Genomic DNA, 16,641 nt, shown 5'->3' with positions numbered 1-16,641 from the left:
ATGCAACATACAAACAAAAAACACAAGGAAAAAATTTGGCAGTAACAAAAAAGACAGATGACAATTTGTCAGCAGTCTTTTTGGTAAGTTCTTTAATTTTTAATGGTTATTTCCTCCATCTTTTAAAATCACGATTTAGACGTGTAAGGTTTGCATCCAGCTCTTTTAATTCTTCCTGTGTCCAATCATGGAGTACTTCTGCATACACAGCGTACCGTGCCTTTTGAACTTTATTTAGGATATTTTGTCCTTCTTGAGTAATTTCTACAAGGCTAATTCGTCCATTTTTTGGATCGGGATAGCGAATGATGTAATTCTTTGTTTCCAAAGTACCTACCTGCCTGCTGGCTGTGGAAATGTTTAACAATAATTTTTCAGCAAGTACGTTAATTCCCAAAGGACCATTTTCATCTAATTCACTTAATAAAAGATATTCGGATCGATCCAAGTCCCCTAGCTTAGGACTATGGGAAGTTGTAAGCCGAACCAGCAGGGCGATTTCATATTCAATCGATTGGAGTGAATCCTGATTCAAATTTATTCCCCCTCTTACACTACACAACATTTGAACTTTAAACGAGAATTTTTATTGTGTAAGTATATCATAATCGATGGTTTTTGATATTACGATTCCATTATATTTGTTCAAAATAAGTACACTCTGCCAGAACAAGTAGAAATGTAGTAAAATCAATGTTTAAATTTGTTCAAACAGACTTGTTCAGAATATGGTTGATAGCCTTCCTACTTAACCAATTATAAAAGGCCCTAAGGAATGTTCCCTAGAGCCGTTTATAGATATGAGACCTATTATTTAACAGCTTCCTTTAATTCCTTTCCTGGTTTAAAAGCTGGAATTTTAGAAGCTTGGATCTGAATTTCCCCCTGTTTGTGGGTTACGACCGGTTCGAGCTGCACGTTCACGTACTTCAAATGTTCCAAATCCAATTAACTGGATTTTTTCTTCCTTTGCAAGTGTATTTGAGATGGTTTCAAATAATGCATCCACAGCTGCTGTGGCATCTTTCTTTGTTAGTTCTGCTTGTGTTGCAACAGCATTTACTAATTCCGTCTTATTCATATTCAAGTCTCCCCTTTAATTGGCTTTCTTGTAATTATTCTCCCATATTTGCAAAAAAGCCCTTTTTATCCACTAACTTTAAGATGGCGTTAAATCTTTTTTATTCAATTAATGCGCCCGTTTGCTGAATAGTGGAAAATTCGAAACTGTAAAAATGAAGAACAGAAGTTGAAAGAACGGGAAGGTTTTGATGTATTATTTCAAAAACTTAATTAGTTAATTATTTTTGACTACCATTCATCCAAACTCCAGTGGTATTATAAACTAACCATTGACCATCTTGTTTTACGTTCACAGATTTCGTAAGCTTTTTAAGGTTTCGTTAAAATATTTTTCTCTCCTTTCCCTTTCTGCCTCCCTCTCTTCTGGTGTCATTTCATCCAAAGTTTTGGTTCTTAAAAATTTAAATAAGAAAATATTTAAAAACTCTCTATAATAATAAGCTGCCAGTAATTTATCAGTTCCATCAAAATAATGAGCCATCTCCAAATTTGATTTAGGTTCATTTAAACCATTATTCCGTTCTATTGATTTATTAATTCTTTTCATATCTTCTTCATCGAATTCATATTTATTAAGTTTTTCTAACCTCGGCTCTAAAGAAAACGTTTCAAGTAAAAGACGGCCCTCAAACTGTTTCCACTCTGATAAATGATTTACTGAAAAGAATAGCTTATCCTTATTTTTTTTAACACGAAACCAAATGTTGGGATATTCTGCTGATAATCCTGTTAATTCCCATAACTTATCACATAATAGACTATGAATATTCCTGCTTTCCTTATATATCCAATTGAATATATCAGCTTTATTATCGGTTGTTGGTTTTTCAATAACTGGATACGGATCTTTATGCTTATCTTGGGGTAGTGCCGGTAAAACATTTATACGTAAAGACAATAATTAATAAATATGTTTAATTCCAGATAAACGGATTGAGAATAGCTTTTGTTTTTCATCCTTTAAAGATAGGATTTGTTCATTTAGATTAAGACTATATACACGCCCTTTAATTTTTTGTAAGATACCATTTTTATAATAATCAATAATAATTAGTTTTTTCGTAGTTAATCAGAAGTTTTATGTCCGAGCTGAGACATAATTAAAGGAATATCTCCATTTGTTTGCTCTGCCAAGTTAGTAGCATAAGTATGTCTTAGGTTATTGGTGTCCATCGACCAGCCGGCGAGGCTGATAAAATTCGTTAAAGATGAGTAAAGCAGTCTTATATTTCAAGACTGCTTCACTTCGGTTGAAATCAATACGAATTTTTGAAATTTTTTTACCCAAAAAAAATATAAATGTTTAAAGAGATGTTGAAAATTAAAATTTTAAAATTATATAGTTGATTCTAATTGAAAAATCAATAAGGATACTAATTTTACATTTCCCCCTATTGTATACAACTCTAACCCTTTACTTGCAGGGTCTGGGAAAATTTGATCAGTGATCACCACTTCCCCGTCATTCCCAAATATTTCCACAGAAGACCAATCTACAAAAATTCTCAGTTTTACGCAATGATTCTTTATAGACAAGGGTGCAACGTGTGTACAAGGGAAATACTTATTAAAACCCGTCAAGCCAGATTTAATACGATTAACAAATAATGATTTCTCAGCAGCATCATATCCGATAATCGTTTCCTCAGAATCAGATTTTCGAACTTTAAAGCCAAATTCGGTAGCTGAATCAAGTTCAAATTCGGCAATAATTTCTAATTGGTCACCTGAAATATGAGATAATATATTTTCATACGGTTTAAGGATGAGATCATCCCATGATAATTTTTCTTGTCTAAGCTCTTTAACCTCCGCAACTGGGGTTTGAATGAGTCTTATTCCTTCAGATGTTTCCTTTAAGGTTAATTCCCGAGGAAGGGTCATAGCACTCCTCCAAGCTTTTGTTGGAGTTTCATTTGCATATTTCCAATTACTCATCCAACCTATAAAGATTCGACGTCCATCCTGAGTAGGGATATCAGACCATGTAACGCCTGCATAATTATCTCTACCATAGTCAACCCAGAACACTGTTTCATCTGAGTTCTGATTGATAAACGTTGAACCATCAAAATCCCCGATAAAATACTGCGTCCTTGAACCCTCTGCATAAGCTGATTCATTCCCAATACTAACAATCATTACCCACTTGTTATTGTCGGCATTTCCATCTACCGGCAATTTAAACAAATCGGGACATTCCCAAACACCGGCATGGGAACCGGCATCAATCCCAAATTCACTTGCAAACGACCAGGTTTTGAGATCCGGGGAAGTATAAATCCTGACATGGTCACCTGCCGCAAGAATCATGGCCCACTTATTCGTTTCTTCATGCCAAAATACTTTCGGATCGCGGAAATCTGTAATACTTTCTTCTACTAACACAGGATTTCCTTCATACTTAATCCAAGTTCGTCCTCGGTCAATACTATAAGCAAGACTTTGTCTTTGTCTAGGGCGGTCTGAATCTGGATATTGATCAGCATGTGTAAAAATAACAACAAGTCCTGAGCCACCATTAAAAAATCCAGTTGAATCGTTCCAATCAACAACAGCACTACCAGAAAATATTGCTCCATTCTCATCGGGAGCCAATGCAATAGGAAGGTGGTCCCAATGGATCAAATCTTTGCTTATAGCATGTCCCCAATGCATGGGCCCCCATGTCGTGCCGAAGGGATGATATTGATAGAACAGATGGTATTCTCCCTCATAATAGACCATTCCATTTGGATCATTCATCCAATTCGCTTCTGGTGAAAAATGAAACTGTGGACGATACTTTTCTTTCATAATAATATTAGTCATTTAATTTAATTCCCCTTTTCTTCTATTATATCGACCTTGTATATAGACCTAGAATTTCTTCGAGAGTTGGCATGGCAGGAGTGGCACCTTTTTTGGTTGTAGCTAGGGCGCCAACCGAGTTTGCAAAAGACACCATTTTTTCGACATCCTTTAAAGTCAAATCCAAAAGCCTCCTGTTGTTTTCCATCAATTGGTATAAAAACCCTGCTAAAAAGGCATCTCCCGCTCCGGTTGTATCGATTGCCTCCACATCATATCCATTAGATATTCCCGTATGATGAGCTAACCGATAAAAACACCCTTTGGATCCTAACGTTACTAAAATTATTTTTGTATGATATTGGGCATATATATATTCAGAACCCCTATATAGGTCTTTGATCCCTGAAATAAATTCTAGTTCTTCCTCCGATATTTTTAATACATCTGCATATTTTAAACCAACATCAATCATGTCCCTGGCATGATTCAAATCGCTCCAAAGATTTATTCTCAAATTAGGATCAAAAGAGATTAGAAGACCATTTTCTTTGGCATACGCTACTGCCTTTAATGTAGCCGAAGCTGACGGCTCATGTGTCATGGAAATCGAACCAAAATGAAAGATACGAGAATTGTCTATCATTTTTAAATCTATTTCTCTTTCATTTAACATCATATCTGCTCCAGGGTTGCGGTAAAAACTGAAAGATCGGTCTCCCTGATCATCTAAGTGAACAAAAGCTAACGTTGTATTTGTATCAGTATCAAAAACTAAACCATCGGTATTGATGTTATTTCTTTGTAATACCGAATGTAGATAATAACCAAACTGATCATTTCCTACCTTACCAAATAAGGCCGTTTTCTTTCCTAACTTAGCCAGTGACGAAAGCACATTTGCAGGTGCTCCTCCAGGATTTCGTTCAAATTGAACTTCCCCGGCTTCTGATTTTCCCGCTGGTGTAAAATCAATCAACACTTCACCCAGTGCTATAACATCATACATCCTCTCCAACACCCACTTTTTTACAATTTTCAAAAACAAGCCGAACAGAAAATCCTTCTGACCGACTTGTTTTATCATTTAAAAATTTAATCTAGTTATTTTCCGGAATTGAATTTATCATAAGCTTGTTGTTTAATAGAAAGGATTTTTGAAAGACCGTCTTTTTCCAATGTTTTTACGTAGTCATCCCATTGTGATTCAATCCCGCCTTTTAAAATCCATTCCGCTTTCTTTCTTTCAACATACGGTTTCACCACAGACTCTAGCTGTGTTATTTGATCTTGATTATCCTTATCTAAGAAAAGTGGCGGATAATTATAGGTAGCTTTCATATAAGGTACATAGTTACTTTGCAAAATATTTAGTCTCCAAGCAGCATCCTCCGGCTTAGTCGTTACGGTCCCGTAGTATTCATTCAGTACTGCTAATGGTCCATCTACGTTTGTTTTTTGTCTTAAATCCCAAGGGGATGTGTTTCCAAGTGGTAAATGTTCTAAAGTCCCATTGCTTGTAAGTTCGAAAATATTTTGTTGCTTTTTGTCTCCATAAGTCCCCCAGTTATTTTGAACAGATTGAACAGGTTTATAAGCTTTATCTATCCACTTTGCAGTTAATTCAAGATTCTGGTTTGAACTTGTAATGACCATTCTGCCTCTGTCAAATCCATAACCATTTGTTCGAGGTACATTGATCTGACCATCTGGCCCCTTTAAAGGAGGCAGCGGCACATAATCTTCGTTATTTCCAGTAATATTGGCTCTGTCCCAGGTAAAGTATAATCCGTAACGCTCGTTTTTACCCTTTGCAACAAAGCTATTCCAATCTTGTGTAAAGGCTTCTTTATCAATTAAACCTTCTGTCTGCAGTTTGTGAAGCCATTCGATTCCTTTTTCATATCCTGGTTGGTTGGCCGTATAGACAACTTTTTGATCTTCATTCACCATATAGTGGTCATTATTATCTCCCATTCCAAAAGCCCCTAGCAGCATGGCTGGATCTTCTCCGCCATGGTTAATCATGAAGGACATTGGAATCGTATCAGTTCCAGCTGGAGCCTTTTCTTTAAAGGCAAGCAGCACTTTTTCCAACTCATCAGTAGTGGTAGGCATCTTCAATCCTAACTGATCCAACCACTTTTTATTGATCCAAGGAATATCATCCAGAGCTTGAATGGCTTCTTTTCCTGTTCCAAGTTCTTCAATCCATGGGAATGAATAGATATGTCCATCCGATGCCGTAATCAACTTCTTATATTCAGGATGCGAATCCAAGATTTTTTTCAAATTTGGCATATCTTTATCGATAAGGTTCTCTACAGGAACAACCACTCCTTGTTTTGCATACCTCAGGATATCATTATCACTTAACCCTGCTTGAAAGATGGCATCTGGAAGGTCTCCGCTTGCAAGCTCCAAATTTCTTTTATCTCCAAATTGATCCCAAGTATAATTAGTCCAATCAATATGAATATTTGTATCCTTTTCATACCTTTGCCAAATTAATTTATCATTAGGATTTTTAGGTGCAATGGGTGAGCTTTGAGTAAGAAATTTTAATGTTACCTTCTTTTGTAAAGGGAATTTCACATTTTTCAACTCGTAATTAGGTGATGAATTGGCACCTTTTGCACCACTAGCTGAGGTCGAAGATGAATGAGAGCATCCTGCAACCAGTAAACTTGCCGCCAGTGCGGTCGTTACTAAATAACTTATTCTTTTCGTTTTTTTCATTTCTTAACACCCCTTAAAAATTTTTTTTTACTCTTTTTTTATCCTTTAATAGAACCTACCATTACTCCTTTTTCAAAGTATTTTTGGAAGAATGGATAGATTATAATTAATGGCAAACTTGAAATAACAATACTAGAATACTTAACCATCTCAGCGATTTGTTGAAGCTGCGCGGTATTTTGAGCATCTTGCATCATTCCAGGTCGAGGCTGCATTTGAACAAGAATGGATCTGAGAATAATCTGTAATGGCTGTAAACTATCACTTTTTAGATAGATCATGGCATCAAAATAAGAGTTCCATTGACCAACAAATTGATATAATATTAAAACGGCTATAATCGGTTTACTTAGAGGCAGCAATATCTTAAAGAAATACTGAACCTCAGATGTTCCATCCACGATGGCTGCTTCCCTTAATTCACTGGGTATTCCCTGAAAATAAGCCCTTGCTAAAATAATGTTCCAAACATTGACAGCGCCGGGGATTAAAATCGCCCAAATCGTATCCAACATATTTAAATTTTTTACTAATAAATAGGTTGGAATTAATCCACCACCGAAGAACATGGTAATGATGAAAATCGTCATAATCACTTTTCTGCCGACAAAATCCTTCCGGGATAAAGGGTACGCAGCAAACAAAGTTAAAGTAACTGAAATAATCGAAAATGCAGTAGAATAAAACAATGAATTTCTAAACCCTGTTAAGATGGACCCGTCCTTAAAAATTCGTATATATCCTTGTAAGGTAAACTTTAAAGGATTTAACGTTAATCCCTTGCTTAATAGAGTAGTAGGATCTGTAAACGATGCCATAACCACATAGACTAATGGTCCCAAAATAGCAAGAACAATTAGTGTCATTACAATACCGTTAGTAGTTAAGATCAATTTATCTATCTTAGTTTGGTTCTTAAACATTATCCTCACCCCGTTTCTTGAATTTAAAGACCTTCTCCTTCGTTTAACCTTTTTACAATTTGGTTAACGCTTACAAGTAAGATGACATTAATAACAGAATTAAATAGTCCAATTGTCGTTGAATATCCATAATCACCCATTTGCAAACCAATTTTATAAACATATGTTGGTAAAATTTCTGATGTTGGAATATTCATCGAAGTTTGTAGTAAATATGCTTTTTCAAATCCCATGCTCATGATATTTCCAGCAGCTAAAATAAATTGAATGACCATAATGGGTTTTATCGTTGGCAAATCAATCGTAATTATTTGTCTGAAAATATTTGCACCATCTATTTTTGCTGCATCAATAAGGTCTTGGCTGACGTTTGAAAGTGCGGCCAAATAGACTACCGATGCCCATCCGGCAAATTGCCATATATCACTAATGATATAGATGGTTCTGAAATAACTAGGTTCTGTCATAAAATCAATACTTTTAACACCAAAAAAGGTTAAAATGTGATTGATCGGTCCAACCGGAGATAAGAAAATAAAGACAATCCCGACAACAACGACAACGGAGATAAAATTAGGTGCATACAAAATTAATTGAATGTTTTTCTTAATAACAACGTTTCGAATTCTATTAAGCATAAGTGCCATAATGATAGGTACCGGAAAGCCAAATATCAACCCGAATACACTTAATTTCAAGGTATTGCCTAAAAGATTTATAAAATCAGGAGTACTAATAAACTTTTTAAAATTTTCAAATCCAATCCATGGACTATTCATAATCCCTTGTAATGGATTAAAATCTTTGAAAGCAATGATCGCACCATACATAGGTACGTATTTAAAAATGATAATAAGCACTAGTGCCGGCAAAACAAAAAGATATAATTGATAATTCTCTCTTATATATCTTAATTTTTTTGAAGTCTTAGTACCCAATGCCTCTTTTCTTAACTCGCTTTGATTATTTTTCAACTTTTGATACGCTTGCTCCACATTAGTTCCTCCTTTACAAAACCAAATAAAGCTTGATTTAATGACCGTTTAACAGTGAGTTTTTATTATCCGAACTAATTTCAATTCAAAAGGTACTTATATATAAATTAAGAATCCTTTTAATATTTAAATCTAGGATCGAGCAGTTAAAATAAATCGTTTACATTTTATTAACATATCGTCTCTCCTTCCCAAGTTGTTTTACTGGTTTAACTATAACAAAAGGACTAAATTAAAGATTTTAATATCTTTGGATGATGCCTTTTAAAAATTTCGGCATTTGAAATCGTTTTCAAATAAAAAAGCATAGAAGGTTCCTATTTTCTTTTAATTGTTCAGATAAATAAAGAAATCCCCTATTTTAACTAGAGGATTTCTTATTTTGGGTGTTATTTTAAACGTGTTAATGATACTCATACAATAGGATAGGCTTGGGTAGACGAGCAGTTCATAGAGTACTTTTGTCCTTGCTCGTTCTTTTTAACATATCTATGAAATTTTCAACAGATCAATTTTTTCCTAAAAGGCGTAAGCAACGTTTCAAAAGTTTACTTTAAATAAAATATATTAGTATGTAAAAAGGGCTGCAGAATCTACTTTCTGCAACCCTCGATTTTTAAAAGATCTTGCAAAACACACTTATATTGTTATACCCTAATCATTCCAGGCTGAACGCAAATGATTCACAGTTAACGATTCGAGATGAGCTGTTCCCCCAGACGCAAACATGGACATTCCGGCGCTGCTAGGATCCGGGAAAATCTGGTCGGTTAATACTACCTTACCGTCCTCAGCGAACACCTCAATAGAAGACCAATCGACAAGAATCTTAAGCTTCAGCTTACCATTGTTTATTGCGAGTGGGGCCCGTTGAATTCCTGCAAAGTCAGAACTAAAGTTAACATTACCAGATTGAGTTCTGTCAATGTATACCTCTCCAGTGGTGCTGTCGTAGCCTACAACTGTCTCTTGACCGTTTCCAGTCTGCAATTTCAGGCCATATGTCTTGGCAGAACCCGATCCGAAGGTCGCATTTATTTCTGCTTTGCATCGTGGTGATCGTTGCATTGGTTATCAATCAATCGGTATGGAAAAGCCTAACGCCTTTTCTTGAGAAAGGGATAGGTCCGATGTTGCTTGGCGGTATACCGACCACAAGCAGGTGGAGCGAAATGGCCTGGATGGCCATGATTGTTCCGTACATCATGAACAAACAAAAGTTTACAAAAGCGATTTTCGGTGGGGTTGTACTTGTTAACATTTATTTTTTGATTATTATGGTGCCTATTGTAGCCATTTTTGGTATGGAACTCACTAAAATTACAGTTTTCCCTACATATTCTTTGGTTGAAATGATTTCGATCGGGCAATTTTTTGAACGAATCGACGCTGTCGTGTTGGGGATTTGGGTGTTCGGCGCCTTTCTAAAAATCAGCATATTTTATTATGCTGCTGTATTGGGCTCAACTCAATTGTTCGGATTGAAGGAGCAAAAAACGCTCATTTTACCAATTGGATTGATCTGTTTGATTTTGTCTTTGCTTCTGTTCCCAAGCATCGTCGAACTGAAGGAATTTGGGAAATCCCAAATGTTTTATGACGTAACTTTTACTTTTGGAATCCCTTTAATTCTGCTCCTTATTAGTTATGCCAAAAAATATGCAAAAGGCCGTTCAGTTCTACTCCCGTGAATATTTGGGAAAGCAGGGGCGAACCAGTATTGATGTACATATTAAAAATCTAATCAAGTTCTGTTGTTCCCCCTTAGTTCATCCTCTCAATTTTCGTTCCACAACTCTAAGTTATGACACCAAAACAACGGTGGAATGGGGTCTTATTTGTGTTGCACACAATTTGAAAAAGTGGGAAACAACTACGCAAAAACAACAAAAAATAACCAAATAAAAGAGGAATATAAACCTCTATATCGCTCCAAATATCCATAACCGCCAAACCGTGCCAAATCTTTGATGCGATAGCTCCTTTTCTATTATATTTCGTTCGCAAAAGTGTACACATTTACGGACGAGTAAAAAATACAATCCTATAAAAAAACACATAATCTTTTATAAATTAGCAAAGCAGGGGTAACCCTGCTGCATCACCTTGCTAAATAATATCAAACATTTCTTTTCTACTTATGACACCTTTAGGCACAAAAAGAAATCAAAATCATTTTATTTCAATCGTCTTCTTTCACAACTTGACCTCATTAGAAAGAGTGCAAATTGTTCCTCCCTACTCATGAATTCATTCGTAACCCAATATATAGATAAAGTATGTTTCATTTTGTTGCTCTTTTAAATTACCAATTTCAAATATTTGAATAGTCCGAAAACGATTAGTATAATAGAAAAAAGGTCAAGGAGTTGATTTCTTATGGAAAAGAATTTGATTAATTCACCTCAACCTGAAGTTAATGTCATGGATTCTCTATTTGCTGAAATGGTATTAGACAAAGCCCTACTTGATTTCCGAAAAGAGAAAATTCAAAAGAAAATCGACCTGACCTTACGTGACAAAAATAAAACTGAACTCCTACGATTAACAGAGGAATTAAAGAAAGTTTCTTAAAAAAGTTATATGTAATCGTAGTTATAAGCAGTATAAAAGGATCTTCCAGTGAAGATCCTTTTATACTGCTTGTTGAACTAAAGAAAATCCATGGCTGAATAAGCAAATGTGAAAAAGCTAGATTTATTTTGGGTTAAATATAATACTAAATAAAACATCTAGTACTACAGCAAAAATTAATCTAATTAACATCCGACTCACAAAATTAATAATCAAGGGAATAGCTTGACTTACGCAGGCATTTCAATCAACACTTTCTGATATACCTGTTGTGACTTAGTGCGATCATGGGTCCATTTTACAGGCTATCTGAACACATTTCTACCATAATTCATACCCAGCTTCTATAAGGATTTTGTACCATTGTTCTCTAGTCATCTGCACACCCTCAAGCGAATGCAATGCTCGCTTTATGCGCTCTCTATTTCCAGTCCCTAAGACAATAACCGGATCTGATGAATGCATAAAAAGCCATTTATATACCACTTCATCAATCTCTTCTAGTTGAAGTTCTTGTCTAATACATTCTAATTCATTCTTCATTTTTTCTTCTAAAGCATTATTAGGATTTATAATCCTACCTCCTGCTAACGGTGACCAAAACATCGGATGAATTCCTTCCTTTAAGCAGTGGGTCATTGTGCCATTTTTATAATTTTGAATTCCTAAAGGATTCAACATAAATTGATGAGTAACAAATTTTACATCTGTATGTTTTTGCAGTGTATCGAATTCTAAGGGATTGTGGTTTGAGAGTCCGAAGTATTTAACCTTTCCTTCATCCAGCAATCGATTAAGGGTATCATTTAGTTCTTTCGGATTAACCAACAAGTCATGCATATGAATTAGGAGTAAATCAATGTAATCACACTTTAGTTTTTCTAATGATTTATTTACCTTTTTGATGATATACTCGCTATCGGTATTGAAATACCTTGTTTTAATATTCGGATTTTCACCATTTGGAACGCATATTGAACATTTTGTTATGATTTCCATTTTTTCTCTCAACTGCGGTTTCCTTTGGAGAACCTCTCCGAATAATGCTTCGTTATGATTATTACCGCCATAAATGTCAGCATGGTCAAAGGTCGTAATTCCATGTTCTAAACACCATTCAACAAATTCAATTCTTTGTTCAATACTAAGATTCCATTCATTCATTCGCATACATCCAATAACCAATTTTGAAATTGAAAAATTATTCTGTAAATTTACTTTCACAATAACATACCTCGATTTTTTTTATTTTAATCAAGTTACTCTAATTTTGTAGCTGAAAAATTACAAAAGGATTACAATAAAAACTACACTTCTTTTCTCTTATCATTGAGAGGGTTGTTATGAACTAAATACTAGTCTTCAATCAGGATTTTGGCGCTTTTAATCTTTTTTGTTCCTTCGAAGCAAAATGTTCAGCCTTTTCACACTGAATGTCACAAGCTTATAACAATTAAATGTTTTTAACCCATATCCATATCTCTTTTATAAGCCTTCAACATGTGCAATTGAAATAACACCCTAACCTATAAAACTAGTTTAATTGAACTCATATAAAAATATGATTTTACTGACAATACTGCACATATTAGCAGGGGCTCCGCCTACCTGTTTTCAAACTTTTAACCTTCGACTAGTGCTCTTCCGAATTTGTGCTTTTTTACTTCTTTATTTTATTTCTGACGAAATTTTCCACTGCTGACTTTCCAGATCCGAATTTACATCATAAAGTGTCAAAATTCCCTCTTCCGATATTTCGAGCGCCTTACCATTTTGAACAGAAGTGATTGTTACTGTTCCATTATCATGTTTGGTTATAATCCATCGCTGATTATTATAGCCAAGATATGTGTACAATTGTATTTTATTTTGCCCTGTATCAAGATCTAGCGCTTTGTCTTCCTCTGTACGTATGGAATAAGAACCATACTCATCACCAGTTGGAATCAAAGTCCATTTTGTTGCCTTTTCTGCATCAGATACAGTCACAGGCTCTCCGTTCTGGGAATTAGCTGTATAAATTGCTTTGCCAGTTGCCATATTCGTAAAGCTTGTTGTAGTTAAGTTTGCTTCTGACACATTACTGACATTAACATTTTGATAGGTAGCTTGGCCACCAAATACATTTAAACCAAAGTGGCCTTCCGCAAAAGTCCCATCCTGTAAATCCATGATTTTCTGACCATCCACAAAAATCTGGATGTGGGGGCCTTTTGCCTCGATTTTCACCTTATATGTTTTTCCTGGCAGAATAAAGGCAGGCACTTTCCCAATTACCATACGATCCTCAAAGCCACCGTCAATCTTGTAAAAAAGACGAAAAGCCTTCATATTTGGATCAAGATTGAAATAATAGCCGGTTCTTCCATCTTCACTTGCACGGAACAGGATGGAACCTGCCCCACCTGATTGTCCCAGGGTCATATCTGCTTCATACGTAAAATCTCCTGCAGTTTCCTTGGCCATATAGTTCGCATCACTTGTATACGTTCCACGGATTCCATTATCGGTATTGATCCAATGGGAAGTAGAAAGATCTGATTTCCAACCAGTCAGATTTGTATAGAATTTCCCATCATACACTCTTACAACTACACTTGCAGCAGCCTTTCCATTTGCTGCAGAGGCTGTAATAACCGCTTCTCCTTCGCTTACTGCTTTAATTACTCCTTTGGATTCATTAGAAGAGTCTACTTTTACAATATTCGAATCACTAGATGTCCATTTAATTGGCTGAGTTCCCTTTCCATTACTATTCGCCACGGAAGCATATAAAGCGAGAGTATCTCCAATATTCATCTCTCTTTGAGTAGTATCCATTGCAATACCAGTATCCTTAGTCGCGTATTGATTCCAAGTATTGGCTAAAGAATGTACTTTTAATGATACAACCCTCACTTCACCGCCCTTAGTGTAGAAGTTCATGCTCCGGCTTGAAGGATCAGGGAAAATAACATCAGAAAAAACAACTTTTCCATCATTAGCAAATACCTCAATTGACGAATCATCTACAAATATATTCATTTTGATACGTTTATTATCCGGCTTTAAAGGCGCTTCATGCAGTGTCGAAAAAAGGCTGGAGAAATCATTTTCTCCTGACTTAGAACGATCAACAAATAATTGATTTTCTGCTGTTTTGTATCCAACCACCGTTTTTTGGTCAGCACCTTCACGAACATTAAAACCAAATTCGTTTATTTTACTGGCAGATGGAATTTCAATCTCTGCTTCAATTTCAAAGGCTCCTGAAGAGATTCCCTTCAACAGATTTGAGGAATTCGCCGGATTTACTACCTTGTTCTGTGTCTGGAAAATGGTACTGCGAATCGACTGTAGTTCCTTAATGGGTGCCTGTGCAAGCCTTATCCCATCATCTGTTTTCACCAATCTTACTTCTCTCGGAATTGTCAGTTCTCCCTTCCAGCCAGTCGTTGGGAAAGCGAATGGATAATCCCAGTTGGTCATCCACGCCATCACCACACGGCGGTTATCCGGCATATTGGAAAAGGACGTTGATGCGTAGAACTCCTTCCCATAATCCGTTTTCAGCACTTTCCCTGCTGGATTTTCATTGACAAATTTACCATCCTCCGTCAAATGCCCAATAAAGTATTCTGCATCCGATCCTTGCGTCTTCGGATTTGCCCCTGTACTGATCATCAGAACCCATTTTTTCTCTCCTGTACCGTCTACCTGAAGTTCGAAAAGATCAGGGCATTCCCATACACCACCACGAACATAATTTCCATAACCAAAATTATCTGTTAGTTTCCAATTAATTAGGTTTGTAGAAGTAAAGAAGCGAATATGGTCTCCTCCAGATACAACCATTATCCACCGATTGTTCTCGTCATCTCGTACAACTTTGGGATCACGGAAGTCCCACCCCCCAGGATCTTCTCCATTCTTGCCAGGATTCTCAATGACTATTGGGTGCTCCGTCGAATATTTCCATGTACGTCCCTGATCAGAACTGAAAGCAAGACCAATGCGCTGATTACCATTAGGACTATCGGGATTAAAGGAAGTATAGTACGCAATAAGCCCTTTACCTCCAGAATTAGTGAATAAACCGGAAGCGTTATTCAGATCGGCAACAGCAGAACCAGACCATACATTCCCGTTATCATTCCACGGCAAAGCAATGGGGAGCCGTTTCCAATTCACCATATCTTTACTTACTGCATGAGACCAAGTCCCGCCATCTTGATGGAATAAATGATACTCTCCATCGTAATAGACTAGTCCATTCGGATCGCTCACAGAGCCCCGAGCTGGAGTATAATGATAATCTGGTCTATATTTTTCTTTGTAATAGCTGGATGTTGGAACAAGATAAATATCCTGGAAGTAAGCAGAACCCGCTGTTACGGTAAACCCGGCAAATCCAGTTCTGTAACTCATATCCTGTACCTTTATTGCAGCGTCAGAAAATCCATCAACATAAAATTCAATTTGATTGCCGTTTGTTATAATTTCAAGATGGTGTTTCGTACCTTCTTGGGTTTTATAGGTGCGGTTAGATGTTTTAAGCACAGTACCATCCGCCTTCTTTAATTGCGCTTTGACAGTATCCCCTTCTTTAATAAGTGCAGCCTGATAACCTGTTGTTCCTTGACCATTGGTACGAAATGAAAGTGCGGCTTCCGATGGATTTTGATCAAAAGAAACATTTCCTTCAAATACAAAGTCATTTGCACTCGTATTGTAAATTTGCTTGGCTTTTACACCATCAACAGCCATTCCCTTCAGACCACTGATAGCTGGTTCCCAACTTCCTTCCTTATATAGAGATGGGCCAAGATTTGTTGAAAGTTCACTAACTTTTACATTTTGAAACAACGCCGCTCCATCCCATACATGAAGGCCTAGAAACCCATTCTTGTATGTAGTATTTTTAACATCAATAATAGGAGCATACTTATTCTCCCAATAAACCTTGATATTGTCATCTACCACTTTCACCTTTAAATGATAGATTCCTCCCTCTTGTAGCATAACTTGGCGTTCCTCTTTTAATTTACTTTCATCACGTGCATCACGCAGACGAATGATTCCCGCATTTGGAACGATTTGCAGCATGTAGGAGTCCCGGCCATCTTCACTGGAACGGAATACTAAGGTGGCGTCTTCATTCTTGTCCATTACTTTTACATCTGCTTCATAAATAAAATCTTCAGATATGACACTTGATATAGCCATTACATTCTCTTTAGGTTCAGAAGTAAGTAAAAGTCCCTGTTCTGTATCTTCCAGCTTTCCTTTCCCTTTAATTTTCCAGCCTGCTAGATTCGTAGTCGCCTTTGTTACACTTTCTTTAATGGCTGAACCCTCCCCCGATTCTTTACTTATCGTCTCATTCGATTCGGATGCCAAGCCTGTTGTGGGATGGACAAAAATCGTTCCCACAGAGGCAATGATAAGTGCAAGTGATAAAAATATAGATGCCCATTCTATCAAATTTGTTTTCAAATTTTGTCCTCTCTTTCAGAATAAGATTTATCTAAAAAGCAGAATCAGCTAAATCAGTCTAA

Annotated in this window: 12 protein-coding genes and 1 pseudogene; 2 read left to right on the top strand and 11 right to left on the bottom strand. The window is 36.2% G+C overall.

From position 1 onward, the window contains the following. Nucleotides 1-106 precede the first annotated feature (106 nt). The 9 genes and pseudogenes from AC3ANV_RS11645 to AC3ANV_RS11605 form a co-directional block, all read right to left on the bottom strand. A complete protein-coding gene (locus tag AC3ANV_RS11645; protein WP_488313743.1) occupies nucleotides 107-535 on the bottom strand; it encodes a MarR family winged helix-turn-helix transcriptional regulator in 429 nt (142 codons plus the stop codon). A 275-nt stretch (nucleotides 536-810) separates the two neighbouring features. Then, nucleotides 811-1,081, bottom strand: a pseudogene (locus AC3ANV_RS11640) (HU family DNA-binding protein). A gap of 291 nt (nucleotides 1,082-1,372) precedes the next feature. Further along, nucleotides 1,373-1,981, bottom strand: coding sequence for a hypothetical protein (locus tag AC3ANV_RS11635; protein WP_488313742.1), 609 nt, complete (start codon nucleotides 1,979-1,981; stop codon nucleotides 1,373-1,375). A gap of 437 nt (nucleotides 1,982-2,418) precedes the next feature. Beyond that, the gene (locus AC3ANV_RS11630; protein ID WP_488313741.1) at nucleotides 2,419-3,894 is read right to left on the bottom strand and encodes a glycoside hydrolase family 32 protein; all 1,476 of its coding nucleotides are present in this window, start codon (nucleotides 3,892-3,894) and stop codon (nucleotides 2,419-2,421) included. Nucleotides 3,895-3,919: 25 nt separating this feature from the next. Further along, a complete protein-coding gene (locus AC3ANV_RS11625) occupies nucleotides 3,920-4,882 on the bottom strand; it encodes a carbohydrate kinase family protein (protein WP_488313740.1) in 963 nt (320 codons plus the stop codon). 95 nt (nucleotides 4,883-4,977) lie between these two features. Next, the gene (locus AC3ANV_RS11620) at nucleotides 4,978-6,612 is read right to left on the bottom strand and encodes an ABC transporter substrate-binding protein (RefSeq protein WP_488313739.1); all 1,635 of its coding nucleotides are present in this window, start codon (nucleotides 6,610-6,612) and stop codon (nucleotides 4,978-4,980) included. A 38-nt stretch (nucleotides 6,613-6,650) separates the two neighbouring features. Further along, the gene (locus tag AC3ANV_RS11615; RefSeq protein ID WP_488313738.1) at nucleotides 6,651-7,535 is read right to left on the bottom strand and encodes a carbohydrate ABC transporter permease; all 885 of its coding nucleotides are present in this window, start codon (nucleotides 7,533-7,535) and stop codon (nucleotides 6,651-6,653) included. 23 nt (nucleotides 7,536-7,558) lie between these two features. Beyond that, nucleotides 7,559-8,473, bottom strand: coding sequence for an ABC transporter permease (locus AC3ANV_RS11610; protein WP_488314191.1), 915 nt, complete (start codon nucleotides 8,471-8,473; stop codon nucleotides 7,559-7,561). A gap of 711 nt (nucleotides 8,474-9,184) precedes the next feature. Further along, complete coding sequence (locus tag AC3ANV_RS11605; RefSeq protein ID WP_488313737.1) at nucleotides 9,185-9,598, bottom strand: glycoside hydrolase family 32 C-terminal domain-containing protein; 414 nt, start codon at nucleotides 9,596-9,598, stop codon at nucleotides 9,185-9,187. Here AC3ANV_RS11605 and AC3ANV_RS11600 point away from each other — a divergent pair. Together AC3ANV_RS11600 and AC3ANV_RS11595 are read left to right on the top strand one after the other, a co-directional pair. Further along, nucleotides 9,598-10,221 carry a GerAB/ArcD/ProY family transporter gene (locus AC3ANV_RS11600; protein ID WP_488313736.1) on the top strand — a complete coding sequence of 208 codons (624 nt, stop codon included), beginning with the start codon at nucleotides 9,598-9,600 and terminating at the stop codon, nucleotides 10,219-10,221. The two genes, AC3ANV_RS11605 and AC3ANV_RS11600, sit on opposite strands and share 1 nt — an antisense overlap. Nucleotides 10,222-10,909: 688 nt before the next feature. After that, on the top strand, nucleotides 10,910-11,104 hold the full coding sequence (locus AC3ANV_RS11595; RefSeq protein WP_488313735.1) for an IDEAL domain-containing protein: 195 nt from the start codon (nucleotides 10,910-10,912) through the stop codon (nucleotides 11,102-11,104). 321 nt (nucleotides 11,105-11,425) lie between these two features. Here AC3ANV_RS11595 and AC3ANV_RS11590 read toward each other — a convergent pair whose 3' ends face one another. Both AC3ANV_RS11590 and AC3ANV_RS11585 read right to left on the bottom strand, forming a co-directional pair. Then, nucleotides 11,426-12,268 (bottom strand): aldo/keto reductase, encoded by an 843-nt coding sequence (locus AC3ANV_RS11590; RefSeq protein WP_488313734.1) that lies wholly within the window; start codon nucleotides 12,266-12,268, stop codon nucleotides 11,426-11,428. 504 nt (nucleotides 12,269-12,772) lie between these two features. After that, nucleotides 12,773-16,579, bottom strand: coding sequence for a GH32 C-terminal domain-containing protein (locus AC3ANV_RS11585; protein WP_488313733.1), 3,807 nt, complete (start codon nucleotides 16,577-16,579; stop codon nucleotides 12,773-12,775). Nucleotides 16,580-16,641: the final 62 nt, after the last annotated feature.

It is taken from the genome of Neobacillus sp. DFD-2R (assembly GCF_057747865.1).
Note: the sequence above shows the minus strand (reverse complement) of the source record. Positions and strands in the feature narration are given on the sequence as shown.

Excerpts from the sequence above, each read along its gene's own strand:
- AC3ANV_RS11620 (WP_488313739.1), bottom strand. The coding sequence starts at position 6,612 with ATGAAAAAAACGAAAAGAATAAGTTATTTAGTAACGACCGCACTGGCG.
- AC3ANV_RS11630 (WP_488313741.1), bottom strand. The coding sequence starts at position 3,894 with ATGACTAATATTATTATGAAAGAAAAGTATCGTCCACAGTTTCATTTT.
- AC3ANV_RS11625 (WP_488313740.1), bottom strand. The coding sequence starts at position 4,882 with ATGTATGATGTTATAGCACTGGGTGAAGTGTTGATTGATTTTACACCA.
- AC3ANV_RS11605 (WP_488313737.1), bottom strand. The coding sequence starts at position 9,598 with ATGCAACGATCACCACGATGCAAAGCAGAAATAAATGCGACCTTCGGA.
- AC3ANV_RS11590 (WP_488313734.1), bottom strand. The coding sequence starts at position 12,268 with ATGAATGAATGGAATCTTAGTATTGAACAAAGAATTGAATTTGTTGAA.
- AC3ANV_RS11615 (WP_488313738.1), bottom strand. The coding sequence starts at position 7,535 with ATGTTTAAGAACCAAACTAAGATAGATAAATTGATCTTAACTACTAAC.
- AC3ANV_RS11595 (WP_488313735.1), top strand. The coding sequence starts at position 10,910 with ATGGAAAAGAATTTGATTAATTCACCTCAACCTGAAGTTAATGTCATG.